The sequence below is a fragment of the Marinobacterium sp. xm-m-383 genome, assembly GCF_013283255.1.
Classification (GTDB): Bacteria; Pseudomonadota; Gammaproteobacteria; order Pseudomonadales; family Balneatricaceae; genus Marinobacterium_E.
This window is the reverse complement of sequence record NZ_WBYT01000003.1, coordinates 185,072-201,768: the sequence shown is the minus strand read 5'-3', so window position 1 is coordinate 201,768 and position 16,697 is coordinate 185,072. Positions and strand designations below refer to the sequence as shown.

Here is a 16,697-nt window from a genome sequence, read left to right as displayed (position 1 = left end):
GGTAGTCGCTTGAAATCCTTTAGCTCAGCCTATAGTTTAAGCACTATCCAATAGGACCAATAAAAATTTATTTTAGGAGATTGACGATGCGCGCAATCGCAATGACTCGAGTAGCAGCACTTGCAGCAGCCGTAGCGCTTGTTGCAGGTTGTAGTTCAACTAGCACAACAACGGATGGCGGTGCAGATGGTGCAGCTACCAATAATGCAGCAACCACTCAAGGCGCTGATGGCAGCAATGTGACTGCTGGCTCTTTTGCTGAAGTTGCTAAACTGCGCACCGTTTTCTACTTCGACTTCGATCAGGCTGTTGTTAAACAAGAAGGTTTCTCTGATCTTGAAGCGCATGCTAAGTATCTATCGAACAACCCAGGTGCAACTGTTCGTCTAGAAGGTCACGCTGATGAGCGTGGTACTCGTGAGTACAACATTGCACTGGGTGAACAGCGTGCTAACGCCGTTGCTCGTCTTCTGATGGTTAACGGTGCTGGTAGCAACCAGATCGAAACTATCTCTTACGGTGAAGAGAAGCCAGCTATGCTTGGCCACACTGAAGCTGAGTGGGCGCTAAACCGTCGTGTAGAACTGAGCTACACTAGCCGCTAATGAAATTGCGTCTACTGATTGCTCTACTGACTGCTGGCACTATTGCCAGCAGTTCTGTTTCTGCGGCACAACATTCCCAATCTGCCAACAGTGAACTGGTTCTTCTTTTGCAGCAGTTGCAGGCTGAGGTTCGTCAGTTGCGTGGTGAGATCGAGACACAGCAGTATCGTCTACAAAAGCTCGAAAAAGAGCAGTTGGATCGTTACCGTGATATGGATCGCCGCCTAAGCTCTTTAGTGCTTCAACAAGCTGACCCGCTTGCTGCGCCGGCTCCTGTTGTTGCTGACCAAGTTACGTCTAACCCTGTTGTTGCTGAGACAGCGTCTCCAAGTGTGGCTCTCGGTGAGAATCGGGCTGCTTCCGAAACAAATGCACCCGTATCAAGTAGCGCTGCTGCGACACAGCCAGTTGAGACGACCGTCGCTGGTTCTCCTGTTGAGGCGGAAGCACCTGTAGCCCCTGCTGAACCTACAGTCAGTGATCGAGTGGCTTACCAGCAGGCGTTTACACTGGTTCGTGAACGTAAGTTTGATGAGTCAGTTCAAGCCTTTGAACAGTTTATTCAGACCTATCCTAGCAGTGATAACCTAGCGAATGCCTACTACTGGATTGGCGAAGTGAAGCTTGCTCAGCAGCAACTAGACTCAGCCAAAGTCGCATTTGAAACGGTGGTTTCTCAGTTTGTTGGCCATCGTAAGCGCCCAGATGCACTCTATAAACTGGGTGTTGTGCAGGATCGTTTAGGTGATTCTGCTGCGCAACAGAGCAGTTTTAAACAACTGCTTGATGAGTATCCGAAAAGCTCAGCTGCAGGTCTAGCTCGTAACTACAAGCCTCGCTCATAACTATGAATCAAAAGACGAAACGTGCGGTCGTTCTGCTATCAGGCGGCCTTGACTCTGCTACGGTATTGGCGATTGCTGCTGATCAAGGGTATGAGTGTTACGCGCTAAGCTTTGACTATGGGCAGCGCGCTTTGACTGAGTTGAATGCCGCCAAAGCGGTTTGTGCCTCTGTTGGTGCAAAAGAGCATCGCGTATTTTCACTTGATCTTGCTCAGTTCGGTGGCTCTGCCCTGACCGATAGTTCGATTGAGGTGCCTGAGGGTGAAACCGAGGGCGTTCCTATCACCTATGTGCCTGCTCGTAATACGATCTTCCTCTCTATGGCGCTGGCCTGGGCGGAAGTTTTGCATGCGGATGCGATCTTTATAGGTGTTAATGCTGTGGACTATTCGGGCTACCCTGATTGCCGTCCAGAGTTTATTAAGGCCTACGAAGAGATGGCAAACCTAGCGACTAGAAACGGCGTCACGGGTGAGCCATTCAAAATTGAGACACCTTTGATTGATCTTACTAAAGCAGAGATCATTCAAGCCGGTCATCGTTTGGGTCTGGACTACGCTTTGACTGTCTCCTGCTATCAATCAGACGATGATGGCCGGGCTTGTGGTCGCTGTGACAGTTGCCGCCTACGAGCTAAAGGCTTTGATGATGCGGGTGTTTCGGATCCGACACGTTATATCCCAGTCTAACTCTTAACTAATTGACTCGTTACGACGTTGCTTTATACGTCACTTTTTGAGGTTGGTATGCAAACAAAAGCAGATCTTGATCAACGTATTATGGTGCAAGAGCATTTTGCTCAAGAGCATCTGCCCAGTGATCTTACGCCTGCTCAAGTCGCTGATCTTGAAGAGCAGATAGCGGTTGAACTGAAAGAGCGCGATGCATGCTTGGTCGCTCACTATTACACTGATCCTCTGGTTCAAGCACTGGCAGAGAAGACCGGTGGTTGTGTTGCTGATTCGCTTGAGATGGCGCGTTTTGGTGCTAATCACTCGGCATCTACTCTTGTGGTCGCTGGTGTAAAATTTATGGGTGAGACGTCTAAGATTCTTAGCCCAGATAAGCGCATCTTGATGCCTACTTTGGAAGCAACCTGTTCACTTGATATCGGTTGTCCTATCGAAGACTTTAGTGCGTTTTGTGATGCACATCCTGATCATGAAGTGGTTGTTTATGCCAATACCTCTGCCGAGGTGAAGGCCAGAGCGGACTGGGTGGTGACATCGAGTATCGCACTGCAAGTCGTTGAACATCTGGTTGATCAGGATAAAAAGATCATCTGGGGCCCTGATAAGCACCTGGGTAGTTACATCGAGAATCAAACGGGCGCAGAGATGCTGTTGTGGGATGGCTCTTGTATTGTCCATGAAGAGTTTAAAGCGAAAGGGTTGTTAGATCTTAAAGCGGTCTACCCAGACGCTGCGGTGCTTGTTCACCCAGAATCGCCCGCTTCTGTTGTCGAGCTTGCCGATGCAGTGGGCTCTACCAGTCAGTTAATCAAAGCGGCTCATGATCTACCAAACGATAGGTTCATTGTAGCAACCGATCGAGGCATCTTCTTTAAGATGCAGCAGGCTGCTCCAGGCAAAACCTTTATTGAAGCACCCACCGGAGGTTCTGGTGCAACCTGTCGAAGTTGCGCACACTGTCCCTGGATGGCAATGAACGGCCTTGAAAATATTTTGGATGGACTGCGTCATGGCCGTGAAGAGGTCTTTGTCGATCCAGAGCTTCGTCAACGTGCGCTTCGCCCACTTGAGAGAATGTTGAGCTTTCAAGCCCGCTAATCTCTAATTGAGTGAGTGACTCTCCCTGTTGCTCACATCAACCTTTATTTAAACAGTTCATCAAACCTCAGTTGGTCTGCTCGAATCTCTCTCTCCCTCTGTTCGAGCCAACCCAGTTGAACTCTATTGTTTCTAGCATCCCTGCGGGCAAACTCTACCTGTCTGAGCGCTAGATCAAACTCAGCTCGCTGAAAAAAGAACTCAATTCGGGTACGGTGAAGCTGCTCTATATCATTGATCAAGCCATATAGCTCGGCGAGATGGTAGAGAAACAGTGTATTGTTGGGGTGATCTCTAAGCAGTTTCCTGTAAAGGCTGATCGCTTGTAATACATTCCCCTGTTCTCTATAACTCTTGGCCAGTGTCGCTTGCACGGCAAGGTCATTAGGGTAGAGGTCCGTTAGCTCATCCATTAACTGTCCAGTCGCTTGCCCGCTGAGAGAGAGTTGAGTTAAACGACTGAGTTGCACCCAAGGGTGTTGTTGCCAGCTTTTGGAGAGTGCCTCCCAGTGGTTTTGCGCTTCCTCGTTGTTATTCACAGAGAGCGCTTTTAAGTAGTGAGTAAAATGCTTGGCTGACTCATCTAATTCTGAGTTGTTAAGTAGCTGATTTTCAGCGCCATACTTAACAGCCACTCTCGATTTGGCAATCATAAAGTTTTGGTGGTCACGATGCTCTGTACTAGCGCTCGGTAAATTCATGGCACGGTTAGTGGAATCAGCGATTCGCGATTCAGTCACTGGATGGGTTCGTAAAAACTCGGGTACAGCGCTGCCCGAAAAACGATTGGCTTGCGCTAGCTGTGCAAACATCTGTGGCATAGCTTGAGGGTCATACCCTGCGGCAACCAGCGTGCGCATGCCTGCTTGGTCTGCATCAAGCTCATTTTGTCTACTGAAGCTAAGTCTTGCATTTTCTGAAGCTCCAATAGTGCCTTGAAGTGCGGCCGCTCCTGCGTTGGGGTTGATGCTAGAGAGTAAAATACTGCCGACGATGCCAGCTAATACTAGTGGTTGTCGCTTCTCGCTGGCCGCCTGTTGTTGTGCAAAGTGACGCTGACTTAAGTGGGCAAGCTCGTGAGCGATCACCGACATTAATTGATCTTCTGTCTCTGTTGCTAGCAGCAGACCCGCATTGATGCCAATGATGCCGCCCGGTGCGGCAAAGGCATTAACCTCCTGTTGGTCGATGACCAATAGATCTAACCGCTTATCTTGTAGCTCAGAAAAGGGAGATAGGTACCATAATCGATCCTTGAGATAGCTCTCGACAATCGGATCGTCTAGAAGTTGGGCTTGGGCTTTCATCATGCGCATCCAGGCCTGGCCAAGTGCTCGTTCTTGCTCAAGCTGATAGCTCGAGTTGGTGCTGCCTGCTAGGGAGGGCAGCTTCTCTGAGCCTTGCACGTTAAAGCAGATAAGGCTGGATAGTAGAATGATTAAAGGGGTTCGCATCAGAGGTAGCATAGCCTTTGTTCTGTATATCAGTTACATTGCGCCGATAGATTCGCTTTTTACACTGACTTTAGTATGACAGAGATTCACATTGATAAAAGAGTCGACGCGACCGGTTTAGCTTGTCCGCTGCCGTTATTGAAAGCCAAGCAGGCGCTGAACAGCCTTGAAGTAGGGCAGGTGCTTGAGGTGATTGCGACGGATGCGGGTTCTGTACGTGACTTTAAAGCTTATGCTGATCTGTCGAATCATGAGTTGATCTCTACGACAGAGAACAACCAAACCTATATTCACCTTCTTCGCAGAGGTTAATTGAGCGATGCAAAAGATTTTTAGTAAATGGGTACAACGTTACTTCTCAAATGAGGAGGCACTGTTGCTTTTTTTACTGCTGTTTGTCTCTGGTTTGGTGATTTGGCACTTAGGTGGTGCGCTGATTCCGGTCTTTGCAGGGCTCATTCTTGCTTTCATGATGCAGGGCGGTGTCAATCGATTGAAAAGCATTGGCTTGGGTCACAAAAGTGCCGTTGCAACGATGTTTATCGCCTTTACCGGTTTTGTTGTAGCAATGTTCCTGTTCATTCTCCCTGCTGTTTGGACGCAGTTGGTTAACCTGTTCAATGAGCTGCCCGGCATGGTGACCAAGCTGCAGCAGGTATTGATGCTGCTCCCTCAGAACTACCCTGAATTGGTCTCTGCTGAACAGATTCGCAACCTTATCGGCACCGCTGCCGCTGAGCTGAGTCAGTTAGGGCAGTGGCTACTTAGCTTCTCGTTAAGCTCTCTAACGGGTGTGTTAACCGCGCTGATCTACTTCGTTTTGGTGCCTATTCTGGTGCTCTTCTTCCTGTTGGACGGTGATCGTTTGATCGCTGGTTGGACTGCATTTCTGCCTAAGAAGCGGGAGATGATGGATCAGGTCTGGAACGAGATGGACTCTCAGTTGGCTAACTATATCCGCGGTAAGGCGATTGAAATTTTAATCGTTGGTGTCGCTACCTTTATCTCTTTTGCACTGCTGGGTATCAACTATGCTGCGCTACTTGGTTTGTTGGTTGGTCTGTCGGTGTTGATTCCTTATATCGGTGCTGCGGTGGTGACTGTCCCAGTGGCGCTGATTGCCTTCTTTCAATGGGGCTGGAGCGATCAGTTTCTCTACCTAATGCTTGCCTATACGATCATTCAGGCGATCGATGGTAACGTGATTGTACCCTTGCTCTTTTCCGAAGCGGTTAATTTGCACCCGGTCTCTATCATTGTCGCTGTATTGGTGTTTGGAACGCTATGGGGGTTCTGGGGTGTGTTCTTTGCTATCCCGTTGGCGACTCTGGTTAAGTCGATCGTTTCAGCTTGGCCTACAGCGGATGAACTGCCCCCATCTGATGCAGGGTAAGTTGGATCGTCAATTTTAAAAAGAAGGGGTGCTGAGGCACCCCTTATCGTATCGATCAGTCGCCCAATATCTGAGCGGTGTGCTCTTTGGTTTTGACTTTGGCAATTACATCAGAAACCTTGCCCTGCTCATCGATGATGAAGGTGGTTCTGACCGTACCCATGTACTCTTTGCCGTAATTCTTTTTCAGCTGCCAGGTTCCGTAGAGTTCATGAACGGCATTGTCAGTATCGGCAATAAGTGGAAAGGGAAGATCATACTTTTCGATGAAGTTACGATGCTTGGCCTCTGAATCTGTGCTCACACCGATCACTTGATAGCCATTGTCCGCCAATCGCTCAATATTATCTCGCAGGTCGCAAGCTTGAGCGGTACAGCCAGGCGTGTTGTCACGAGGGTAGAAGTAGAGAACAACCTTTTTACCCTTGTACTGACTTAGCGTGATTGTCTCTCCATTCTGGTCCTTTGCTTCAAAGTCCGGAGCTGTTTGACCGACTTCAACCATCTTTATCTCCTAGTAATGCAATAAAAAGTTACTGTGCCTCTACGAATGTTACCCGGAAATCGTTTAAAATGGTTGGCTAAATAGTATTCTTGCTGATCATTAAAAGGATAACGCCTTAGAGATCAGCAACCGAGCCATAATAAGGTGAAATATATGATTCTTGGCAGCCTCGTTGCGCTGGTAACGCCGATGCACGATAACGGTGATATTGATTGGCAGGCTTTAGATCGCATTGTCGATATGCACATCGAACAGGGTACAGCCTCAATTGTTGCTGTGGGTACCTCTGGAGAGTCTGCGACACTGGATTATGATGAGCACCTAGAGGTGGTGGCTCGCGTTGTTGAGCGTTGTAAAGGCAAAATGCCGGTCATTGCCGGTACAGGCGCTAACTCTACTCGTGAAGCGATTGAGATGACTCGCGGTGCCAAAGATGCGGGTGCTGATGCCTGTCTTTTGGTGACCCCTTACTACAACAAACCGACTCAAGAAGGTCTCTACCAACACTACAAAGCGGTTGCTGAAGCCGTTGATATCCCTCAGATTCTCTACAATGTTCCCGGTCGTACGGCCTGTGATATGTTGCCAGAGACAACGCTTCGTCTGGCTGAGGTGAAAAATATCGTCGGAATCAAAGAGGCGACCGGTGATATCGAGCGTGCTCAATACCTGATCGATAACGCACCAGCCGACTTCGCAATCTACTCAGGCGATGATGCCACCGCGATCGAGCTCATTCTTGCTGGCGGTCACGGGAATATCTCTGTTACCGCTAACGCAGCGCCTAAGGCGATGGCCGAGTTATGCCAGCTCGGCTTGGATAAAAAGTTCGACGAAGCTCGAGCACTACAGCAGAAGCTGATGCCGCTGCATAAAGATCTATTTGTTGAATCCAACCCTATTCCAGTGAAATGGGCCATGTATGAGATGGGTTTGATTGGTCAGGGGATTCGTCTGCCTTTGACGCCGCTATCTGAAGAGAATCGCCCAACGGTTGTTGCTGCGCTGAAACAGACAGGTTTGATTTAAGGTCCCTACTATGAACGCTCGCTTTTGGATGCTGTGTGGAACGTTGGTTGTATCGGGTTGTACGATGCAGGATGCAATCAAGTCGAACCCGATATACGGCGAGAAGGGTGTTATCCGTGATCGCGGTCAAGAGTACGCTCTTGCACAGCCGGGTAAACGTCTTGTCATCCCTGAGGGTATCAATGCCAAGAGCACTGAAGATCTACTTCAGGTTCCTGAGATAAATGAATCGGAAGTTGTATCAAACGAACTGGTTCCTGAAGCGCCGCGCCCAGAGTTCTTTTTTGCCGTTGATGGCAATGATCGTGCATCGATTCGACCACTTGAGGGTGAGCGTGTCATTCTAGTCGATGAACCGATTGACCAGGTCTGGGTTGAATTAAAGCCATTTTGGCAGGATGCCAATATCAACCTGGCCATTGCGGACCCGAAAACGGGCGTGATGGAGTCAGAGTGGATAGAGGTTGCAGGCGAGGATCTTAACTACTTTCAGCGTCTTTTGAATACCGTCAAGTTTAACTCTGAAGCGAATGAGCCCTCACTCAACAAACTGCGAGTGCGTTTGCGTCCTGACCCGGATAACACCGAGAGAACAGCCATCAGCATGGAGCATGCTCAAATTGCATTGAGTGCTGATAAGAGTGAGCTCGATTGGAGCAGTGATGCGACTGAGTTGGCGTACTCCAACGAGATTATGTTTGCCATGTTGAACTATTTGGGTAAGGGGGATGTAGCTTCTACCGCGCCTACGCTTTCTCGCTTCCAAGTTGGTTCTGGGCCTACTGCTCAGATGGGCAAGGATTCAAGAAATCAGCCACTTCTCAATATCAGGGCCTCTGCTGACGAAGCCTGGGTTATGGTAAATGATGCTCTTGATAGAGCGGGTGTGGATGTCGGGACCCGAGATAAAGAGTCTGGAGCAATTTATCTTACCTTTAAGAGTACATTAAAAGAGCAAGAGTACAGTGGCTTCTTAGATTGGCTGAAAAACCGAGAATCTGGGCCTATTACACTTGATCTAGTGAATCCTAACTCTGTTGAAGATCCTATTGATAAAGACGTTGTTTACTCAAGTGATCCAGATGCCATCGTCAAAGGGGCCAAGGCTACTCAAGAAGAGCTGCAGGCAATGGATGGTTTTAAAGTGTGGGTAGGTAAGCGCGTTGTATACGTTTTTGGTCAAGATAATCAGAAGCGAGTTAACTCTGAATCTGGTGATTTAGAGCTGTATAAGCGTTTTCAGGTTCGCTTTAATCGCGCCAGAACTGGGGTGATCCTCTCTGTTCATAATGACAAGGGTGAGCCAGTTAGCTCTGAAAGTGCTGAAGAATTTTTGTGGACAGTTAAGGATAACCTGTCTTTGTAAGTTTCAAACCATCAGCATCGATGGTTACCTTGGAGTTTTGAATGGAAAAGCGTGAAGAGCTATATGCCGGTAAAGCGAAATCGGTATTTACGACTGATAACCCAGATCTAATGATCATGGAGTTCAGAGACGATACCTCGGCGTTTGATGGCAAAAAGATGGAACAGCTTGATCGTAAAGGTATGGTCAATAATAAGTTCAACGCTTTTATTATGACGGCTCTTGCGAATGCGGGTATACCGACTCATTTCGTTGAGCTGCAGTCTGATAACGAATCTGTGGTAAAACGACTCGACATGATGCCTGTTGAGTGTGTTGTTCGTAATATCTCAGCGGGTTCGCTTTGTCGCCGTATCGGCGTCGAAGAGGGGCTGGAGCTGAATCCGCCGACCTTTGAACTATTTCTTAAGAACGACGCGTTGGGTGACCCGATGGTCAATGAGTCTCTTGTTGAGACCTTTGGTTGGGCTGAGCCTGCTCATCTAGCCACAGCAAAAGAACTGACCTTCAAAGTTAACGATGTGTTGAAGAAGATGTTTGATGATGCTGGTATGTTACTGGTGGATTACAAACTTGAGTTTGGCGTCTTCAATGGTGAAGTGTTATTAGGTGATGAGTTCTCTCCAGATGGCTGTCGTCTGTGGGATAAAGAGACCCGTGAAAAGATGGATAAAGACCGCTTCCGTCAGGGGCTGGGTGGTGTCATCGAAGCCTATGAAGAGGTGGGTCGCCGTCTTGGAATGACTTTTTAATTCCAATCAAAACGCATCAAGAAGCCGGCTTAATATGCCGGCTTTTTTGTCTTTAGAAGGGAGCGGGGGATGAAAAGCTCAGGCGTTCTCCAGAAATAGGGTGGTGAAGCTCAAGTAGGTCAGCGTGGAGCATCAGTCTATCTGAACAGGTCAACGCTTCCCCTTCAGCATATAGGTTGTCGCCTAATATTGGCTGACCCAGGTATTGGCAGTGGACTCTAAGCTGATGGGAACGCCCAGTAATCGGGTAGAGTGATAATCGAGTGGCTGTGTGCCCATTGATTAGCTCCAGGCCTCGGTTACGGTAGAAGGTGAGCGCATGCTTTCCCTGTTCGTGATCAATGATCTGAAGGGGACGGCGATCCCAGTCACAACGAAGGGGTTGTTCAACCCAGCCATCAGCTTGACTCATTTCGCCGCTGACTAGGGCGGCGTATCGTTTGAATGGAATACGATTTTGAAACTGTATGCTGAGCTCGCGATGAGTCATTTTTGAGCGAGCAAGCACCATCAGCCCTGACGTTGAACAGTCGAGACGATGCACGATCAACGCATCAGGCCACTGTTCAACGGCACGACTCCATAAGCAGTCTTGCTTATCCTCTCCTCGTCCGGGGACAGAGAGCATTTCAGCCGGTTTTTCTAAGATCAGCATATCCTGATCTTCATAGTGACACTGGATCATGGTGTCGGCTCAAACAGTGCAATTGATTCGACGTGATGAGTCTGCGGGAACATATCAGCGACTGTGAATCGCGTCATTGAAAAGCCAATATCAGACAGTGTTTTACTGTCGCGCACCAGCGACATTGGGTCACATGCGATGTAGAGGATGGCTCTTGCTCCAAGATTTTGCAGGTGAGGAATCAGGTCAGCCGCACCACTTCTTGGCGGATCAAGAAGAATAAGATCGTACGGGCTATTCAACCAAGCTGTCTCTGTATTGACGTTGCTAAGATCTGATTTGATGGATGTTAAGTTGTCGATCACATTGAGTGCTGCATTGGCTTGTGAGCGTTCGACCATAGCTGAAACGCCCTCAACTGCCACCACCTCTTTGGTCAGTTTTGCTAAAGGTAGGCTAAAGTTACCGAGCCCTGAGAAAAGATCGAGAAGACGATCCTCTTGCTTAGGCTTTAGCCACTCAATTGCGCACTCAATGAGAGCTTCGTTGACAGAAGCATTCACCTGTATAAAGTCATTGGTATCAAACTGATAACGGATATCACGCTGTCTATTGATGAACTCCGGCTCTTCAATGCTATTCAGAGTCAGGGTTTGATCATTAAAACTCACTCGTAAGTTGATGCCCTCATTGACGGCTAGTGAGGTTAGGGCACCCATAATCTCGTCTGATGGGCGCTTTTTAGCACGTATCTCAACCGCCAGTAAGTTGTCGCCATCGCTCAAAGAGAGATGCGTTAATGTCTTAAGTTTATCCAGTCCATCCAGGCGTTCGCGCAGTGCGCCTAAAAAACGGTTACACCGATCGGTCAGGACGGGACAGCTAGGTATATCAATAAGCTTATTAGATTCAGAACGTCTAAAACCGATGATTAAATCACCACTTTCACGTTGATTAATACCGACACGAGCGGAGCGGCGGTAGTTGAGTTTTTGTTCCGAGACGATAGGGGGCTCAGTGATCTGTGGCTCAAGATTGGATTGACGCTTAAGTGTGCTGAGTATCTGGTCACGCTTCAATTCTACTGCACGCTCAGGGTCTAAATGCTGAAGATCACAGCCACCGCACTCACCAGCATAATCACAGCTAGGTTGGATACGGGCATCTGAACCCGTTTGAATCTCATTAACAACCGCCTCATCAAAGCGCTTACCTGCTTTAGTCAAAGTAGCACTGACCGTTTCACCTGGTAGTGCTCCCTGGATAAACAGTGCCTTGCCGTCGACTCTTGCGACTCCCCGACCTTCCAAAGAGAGAGATTCAATCTGAATACTCTCTGGCAGGGAGTGAGTGGCTTTTGCAGGGGCCTTTTTAGGGCCGCCATATCTAACGGTGCGTCTGCGCATGGGAACTTAATACTCTTAAATGTCGGCTTTTAGGCCAGTTAATCTTTTCTAAGCGAATCTTTAACCGCGATTGGTGAAGGGTAGTTAAAGATGACGATGTAGGTCGATAACAGAAAGCTTAAAATAGCGGTGGCCTGAATAACGTGGGATGCTTCAGTGCCAATTAAACCACCTGCAAAAGCGAGATAGGCAATCAGTAACGAAAACTCAGAGATTTGTCCCAAACGAAAGCCTATCTCCCAGCCTATTGAAGGTGATTCACTGATTCGACCTAAAAGCAGTCGGAAAATAACCGGTTTTAATAGCAGAACGGCGATGGTTAAGATCAGCGCAGGTACTATGATTAATCCAATTAGATTTAAATTGAAGCTGGCGCCGACTGAGAAGAAAAATAGAATTAGGAAAAAATCGCGCAACGGTTTTAGATTGGTTGCGATGTATTGCGAAATTGGGCTGGTTGCCAGAGCAATGCCCGCGATAAAGGCACCCATTTCGGCCGAAAGGCCACCCAGTTTTGCCGCCTCAGCCATGCCAAGACACCAGCCAATCGCCACTAAGAAAATGTATTCATGAAAACGGTCAAACTTCATCAGTAAGGGCAAAATGACATAGCGAACGCCTGCCCATGCAAAAATACCCAATGCCGGTAGTGCGATGGCCGATTTGACGAAACTGCTCATCGGATCGCTGTCACCTCCCGAGTTGAGTATCAACAGGACAATAATGGCGATCACGTCCTGCAACAGTAGAAGACCGACGACCAGTTCTCCGGTGTGTTTGTGGTGTAGGACGGTCGTGGGTAGCAGCTTAATCCCTATGATCGTGCTGGAGAACATCACTGCAGCACCGATGATAACTGACTCAGCCTGACTGAATCCAAACAGGCTACCCACGCTAAAACCTAAGCCTAAGAACAGTGCCGAACTGGCAATCGCCACCAGTGTTGCCTTCTTGAGCATATGGATCAGATGGGCAGGCTGCATATCCAAACCCAGTAAGAACAGCAGAAAGATAATGCCGATATGAGCGATATCGCTGAGTAGATTAGTATCGGAGACCAGTTCAAGACCGTAAGGTCCGAGCAGTGCCCCAAGCACAATATAAGCAACAAGCAAGGGCTGGCGTGTAAACAGTGCTACAGAGGCTAGCACCGCTGCGCCGGTAAAAATAAGAAAGAAAGATGTAAACAGACTGTGCTCTAGCATGAGTGCTCTCCGGTGGATGAGCAAATTGTAACAAGTGAGAGAGAAAATCGTTACGTTTAAATAATTGAGTGTTTTACTCGGAATTAATAACTCGCTATCCTATAGCGCATTATCGGTACGACTACTGGAGAGTTTTGATGTTAAATATTGAAGTGACAGAAGGTGCACAAGGTTACCTTGCCGAGCTTCTAGAGAAGCAGAACGTTGAAGGCATTGCGGTCCGTCTGTTTGTGACACAACCGGGCACAACCTATGCGGAAACTTGTCTAGCTTACTGCCGTCCTGATGAGGTCAATGATGAGGACGAGGTGATGCAGCTTGAACAGGTTCGCTTCTACATTGAGAAGAACAGCATTCCCTACCTTGATGAAGCGTTTATTGACTATGCTACTGATCGTATGGGCGGTCAGTTAACGATTAAAGCGCCGAATGCCAAAGTGCCTAAGGTGTCTGCCGACAGCCCAATCGAAGAGCAGATTAACTACATTCTCTACTCAGAGGTTAATCCCGGTCTAGCTTCACACGGTGGCGAAGTTAAGCTCGAAGAGGTCTCTGAAGAGGAGGCTGGACTTGTCGCTATCCTTCGTTTCGGTGGTGGTTGTCAGGGTTGTAGTGCCGTTGATATGACCCTAAAAGACGGTGTTGAGGCGACTTTAATTGAAAAAGTACCTGGTCTGGTCGGAGTTCGAGATGTCACAGATCACAGCCAGCGTGAACAGGCTTACTATAAATAACGTGAGATTGTTAACTAGACACCCAAAGCGCCTCATTAGAGGCGTTTTTCAATTTGTGGGCTGTTCTAGGGAGCTTACGAATAAGTCCATGACATCTCAGGCTTACAATCAAATTCAGCATCAAGGCGTGTTTTCGAAGGCCTAGCGGGCTAAGTCGAGAAAGCACAACGAAGAGGATGGGTTTGATTGTAAGCCCCGTAGGGCGCGACGTGAAACATCCATCTACAGCGTTGGATCGCTTATTAAGGACGACGGCCATTAATTGCTCAATCCGCCTCGTATCTGAATGTTTCAGATCGCGCTGAGAAATTATGGACTTGTTCGTAGGCTCCCTTGCTTGCATTTTCGTAACGGATCCCCATAAATGACTTATAGTCAGTTTATAGATCGGTAAAAGATTCACTATAGAGGTATGCATCATGGAAAATAATCAGAGCAGTGTTCAAATTGAACTACCGGTTCTCCCGCTTCGAGACGTGGTTGTATACCCTCACATGGTCATCCCTCTGTTTGTTGGGCGCGAAAAGTCGATCCAAGCTTTGGAAGAGGCGATGCAGCGTGACAAACAGATTCTGTTAGTTGCACAACGCAGTGCCTCTGAAGATGAGCCTAAGATGGATCATCTTTTTCATACAGGCACGGTCGCGACCATACTGCAAATGCTTAAGCTTCCCGACGGCACTGTAAAAGTGTTAGTTGAAGGTGAGTATCGAGCTTCTATTAGTGACTTCTTTGAAGAGGCGGAGCACTATGCGGCTCACCTTCAAGTGCTTGAAGAGGAGGAGGTTGCCCAGTCTGAGGCTGAGCTCTACAAGCGTTCGACGCTGGAACAGTTCGAGAAGTACATCCAAGTTAACAAAAAGATCCCCAATGAGGTCATGACCTCGTTGAATAACATCGATGAGCCAAGTCGTTTGGCCGATACGATCGCGGCTCATATGTCGCTTAAGCTTGATCAAAAACAGTCCATTCTCGAAATGCTGGATGCGAAAGCTCGCTTAGAGCATTTGATGTCACTGATGGAGTCTGAAATTGATCTAGTCGAGGTTGAAAAGCGCATTCGCGGTCGTGTGAAGAAACAGATGGAGAAGAGTCAGCGCGAGTACTATCTGAATGAGCAGATGAAAGCGATTCAGAAGGAGCTGGGTGATCTGGATGAGAATGGCGGTGGAGAGCTCGACGAGCTAGAAAAACGCATTGATGAAGCGGGTATGCCGCAAGAAGCGTTGGATAAAACTAAAGCTGAGTTCAATAAGCTAAAAATGATGTCACCAATGAGCGCTGAGGCGACCGTTGTTCGTGGCTACATCGATTGGATGCTACAGATTCCTTGGAGCAAACGCTCTAAAGTTCGTCTGGATATGAAGCGTGCTTCAGCAGTATTGGATAAAGATCACTTTGGCTTGGATGAGGTCAAAGAGCGTATTCTTGAGTACCTAGCGGTACAGAAGCGTGTACGTCAGCTGCGTGGTCCAATTCTCTGTTTAGTCGGACCTCCTGGCGTCGGTAAAACCTCTTTAGGGCGTTCTATCGCCCGAGCGACCAATCGTGAATACATCCGTATGGCGCTGGGTGGTGTGCGAGATGAAGCCGAGATTCGTGGTCACCGTCGAACCTACATTGGCTCTATGCCAGGTAAGCTAGTTCAGAAGATGGCCAAAGTCGGTGTTAAAAACCCGCTATTCCTTCTTGATGAGATCGATAAGATGGGTATGGATCAGCGTGGCGACCCTGCATCTGCTCTACTAGAAGTGCTGGACCCTGAGCAGAACAGCACCTTCAATGATCACTACCTAGAGGTGGATTATGATCTCTCTGAAGTGTTGTTTGTCTGTACCTCTAACTCGATGAACATTCCGGGTCCATTGTTGGATCGTATGGAGATTATTCGCATCCCGGGTTACACAGAGGATGAAAAGCTGAACATCGCACGTCGCTATTTGATCCCTAAACAGATCAAACAGAATGGCCTTAAGGTGAAAGAGTTGGAGATTGATGATTCAGCGATCATCGATATGATTCGATACTACACCCGTGAAGCGGGTGTGCGTGGCCTTGAACGAGAAGTGGCTAAAGTCGCTCGTAAAGTCGTTAAAGAGATTGCGCTCGGTGAATCAACCGCTAAATCCGTTCTTGTGAACAGTGATAACCTTGAGCACTACCTTGGGGTTCAGAAGTTTAACTTTGGCCGTGCAGAAGATGAGCATCAGGTGGGTCAAGTAACAGGGTTGGCTTGGACGCAAGTCGGTGGTGAAATTCTGACCATTGAGAGTGCAGTAGTTCCAGGTAAAGGCCGTCAGGTTTTGACAGGCTCATTAGGCGATGTCATGAAAGAGTCGATCCAAGCCGCTTTGACGGTCGTTCGGAATCGCGCTCAGTCTCTAGGCATCGCACCCAACTTCCATGAAAAACAGGATATTCATATCCACGTTCCTGAAGGCGCAACACCAAAAGATGGTCCCAGTGCTGGTATCGGTATGTGTACGACTCTTGTTTCAGCGTTGACAGGGATTCCTGTTCGCTCAGATGTGGCCATGACGGGTGAGATTACTCTGCGAGGTCAGGTTCTTCCTATCGGTGGTCTCAAAGAGAAGCTACTTGCTGCGCACCGCGGTGGTATTAAAACGGTGCTTATTCCAGAAGAGAACCGCCGAGATCTGAAAGAGATTCCAGATAACATTAAGGCAGATTTAGAGATTAAGCCGGTTAAATGGATTGATCAGGTGTTGGAAGTTGCATTAGTAGAGCAGCCTGTTCCATTGGATGATGCCGAAGTTGAAGAGCTAACCAGTGAGACTAAAGGTGAAAAATTAACTACTGGGTCAAGAACGGCACACTAGACTTAAGTGTCAATTTTATGAAACTCGCTGAAAACACCGTATTTTCTGGGTTTTTAATGTTGACACTGGTTTTAAACAGTTGGTATAAAGTGTTTACGGTTATTTCATAACACAAAACAAACAAAACATACTCTCTTTTAAGGGGCAC

At 48.0% G+C, this 16,697-nt stretch carries 16 protein-coding genes; 11 read left to right on the top strand and 5 right to left on the bottom strand.

The genetic code is table 11. The annotated features are described in order from the left end of the window. Positions 1-86: 86 nt before the first annotated feature. From pal to nadA, 4 genes are read left to right on the top strand one after another with little or no spacing between them, the layout of a single operon-like run. Positions 87-605 (top strand): peptidoglycan-associated lipoprotein Pal, encoded by a 519-nt coding sequence (gene pal, locus XMM383_RS06595; protein ID WP_173480434.1) that lies wholly within the window; start codon positions 87-89, stop codon positions 603-605. Continuing rightward, positions 605-1,450: a tol-pal system protein YbgF gene (ybgF, locus tag XMM383_RS06590; protein ID WP_173494714.1), complete on the top strand. Its 846-nt coding sequence runs from the start codon at positions 605-607 to the stop codon at positions 1,448-1,450. The genes pal and ybgF overlap by 1 nt, the downstream gene beginning before the upstream one ends. 2 nt (positions 1,451-1,452) lie before the next feature. Then, positions 1,453-2,139 (top strand): 7-cyano-7-deazaguanine synthase QueC, encoded by a 687-nt coding sequence (gene queC, locus XMM383_RS06585; RefSeq protein WP_173488535.1) that lies wholly within the window; start codon positions 1,453-1,455, stop codon positions 2,137-2,139. Positions 2,140-2,196: 57 nt separating this feature from the next. Next, a complete protein-coding gene (gene nadA / locus XMM383_RS06580; protein WP_173480437.1) occupies positions 2,197-3,240 on the top strand; it encodes a quinolinate synthase NadA in 1,044 nt (347 codons plus the stop codon). Between the two features lie 44 nt (positions 3,241-3,284). On the opposite strand, the gene XMM383_RS06575 is transcribed toward nadA, so the two are convergent. Further along, positions 3,285-4,694 (bottom strand): M48 family metalloprotease, encoded by a 1,410-nt coding sequence (locus tag XMM383_RS06575; RefSeq protein ID WP_173494713.1) that lies wholly within the window; start codon positions 4,692-4,694, stop codon positions 3,285-3,287. Between the two features lie 75 nt (positions 4,695-4,769). Between XMM383_RS06575 and XMM383_RS06570 the strand changes: the two genes are divergently transcribed. Together XMM383_RS06570 and XMM383_RS06565 are read left to right on the top strand one after the other, a co-directional pair. Continuing rightward, positions 4,770-5,006 (top strand): sulfurtransferase TusA family protein, encoded by a 237-nt coding sequence (locus tag XMM383_RS06570; RefSeq protein WP_173494712.1) that lies wholly within the window; start codon positions 4,770-4,772, stop codon positions 5,004-5,006. Between the two features lie 7 nt (positions 5,007-5,013). Further along, positions 5,014-6,087 (top strand): AI-2E family transporter, encoded by a 1,074-nt coding sequence (locus XMM383_RS06565; RefSeq protein ID WP_173480440.1) that lies wholly within the window; start codon positions 5,014-5,016, stop codon positions 6,085-6,087. 55 nt (positions 6,088-6,142) lie between these two features. Here XMM383_RS06565 and bcp read toward each other — a convergent pair whose 3' ends face one another. After that, positions 6,143-6,592, bottom strand: a complete 450-nt coding sequence (gene bcp / locus XMM383_RS06560; RefSeq protein ID WP_173480441.1) for a thioredoxin-dependent thiol peroxidase — start codon at positions 6,590-6,592, stop codon at positions 6,143-6,145. A gap of 153 nt (positions 6,593-6,745) precedes the next feature. Here bcp and dapA point away from each other — a divergent pair, with 153 nt between their 5' ends. The 3 genes from dapA to purC are packed head-to-tail and all read left to right on the top strand — an operon-like array spanning position 6,746 to position 9,739. Further along, positions 6,746-7,621, top strand: a complete 876-nt coding sequence (gene dapA, locus XMM383_RS06555; RefSeq protein WP_173483887.1) for a 4-hydroxy-tetrahydrodipicolinate synthase — start codon at positions 6,746-6,748, stop codon at positions 7,619-7,621. A gap of 10 nt (positions 7,622-7,631) precedes the next feature. After that, positions 7,632-8,987 carry an outer membrane protein assembly factor BamC gene (gene bamC / locus XMM383_RS06550; protein ID WP_173494711.1) on the top strand — a complete coding sequence of 452 codons (1,356 nt, stop codon included), beginning with the start codon at positions 7,632-7,634 and terminating at the stop codon, positions 8,985-8,987. Positions 8,988-9,028: 41 nt separating this feature from the next. Beyond that, positions 9,029-9,739, top strand: a complete 711-nt coding sequence (purC, locus tag XMM383_RS06545; protein WP_173494710.1) for a phosphoribosylaminoimidazolesuccinocarboxamide synthase — start codon at positions 9,029-9,031, stop codon at positions 9,737-9,739. 52 nt (positions 9,740-9,791) lie between these two features. Here purC and XMM383_RS06540 read toward each other — a convergent pair whose 3' ends face one another. The 3 genes from XMM383_RS06540 to XMM383_RS06530 are packed head-to-tail and all read right to left on the bottom strand — an operon-like array spanning position 9,792 to position 12,975. Then, positions 9,792-10,424: an RluA family pseudouridine synthase gene (locus XMM383_RS06540; protein ID WP_173480445.1), complete on the bottom strand. Its 633-nt coding sequence runs from the start codon at positions 10,422-10,424 to the stop codon at positions 9,792-9,794. Continuing rightward, positions 10,421-11,770: a 23S rRNA (uracil(1939)-C(5))-methyltransferase RlmD gene (gene rlmD, locus XMM383_RS06535; protein WP_173494709.1), complete on the bottom strand. Its 1,350-nt coding sequence runs from the start codon at positions 11,768-11,770 to the stop codon at positions 10,421-10,423. The genes XMM383_RS06540 and rlmD overlap by 4 nt, the downstream gene beginning before the upstream one ends. Positions 11,771-11,808: 38 nt before the next feature. Then, positions 11,809-12,975: a cation:proton antiporter gene (locus tag XMM383_RS06530; RefSeq protein WP_173488540.1), complete on the bottom strand. Its 1,167-nt coding sequence runs from the start codon at positions 12,973-12,975 to the stop codon at positions 11,809-11,811. Positions 12,976-13,112: 137 nt separating this feature from the next. On the opposite strand from XMM383_RS06530, the gene nfuA reads away from it, so the two are divergent. Beyond that, entirely contained in the window at positions 13,113-13,709 is a 597-nt protein-coding gene (nfuA, locus tag XMM383_RS06525; RefSeq protein WP_173480448.1) for a Fe-S biogenesis protein NfuA, read from the top strand. Between the two features lie 419 nt (positions 13,710-14,128). Continuing rightward, positions 14,129-16,549 (top strand): endopeptidase La, encoded by a 2,421-nt coding sequence (gene lon / locus XMM383_RS06520; RefSeq protein WP_173494708.1) that lies wholly within the window; start codon positions 14,129-14,131, stop codon positions 16,547-16,549. The last annotated feature ends 148 nt before the right edge of the window (positions 16,550-16,697 follow it).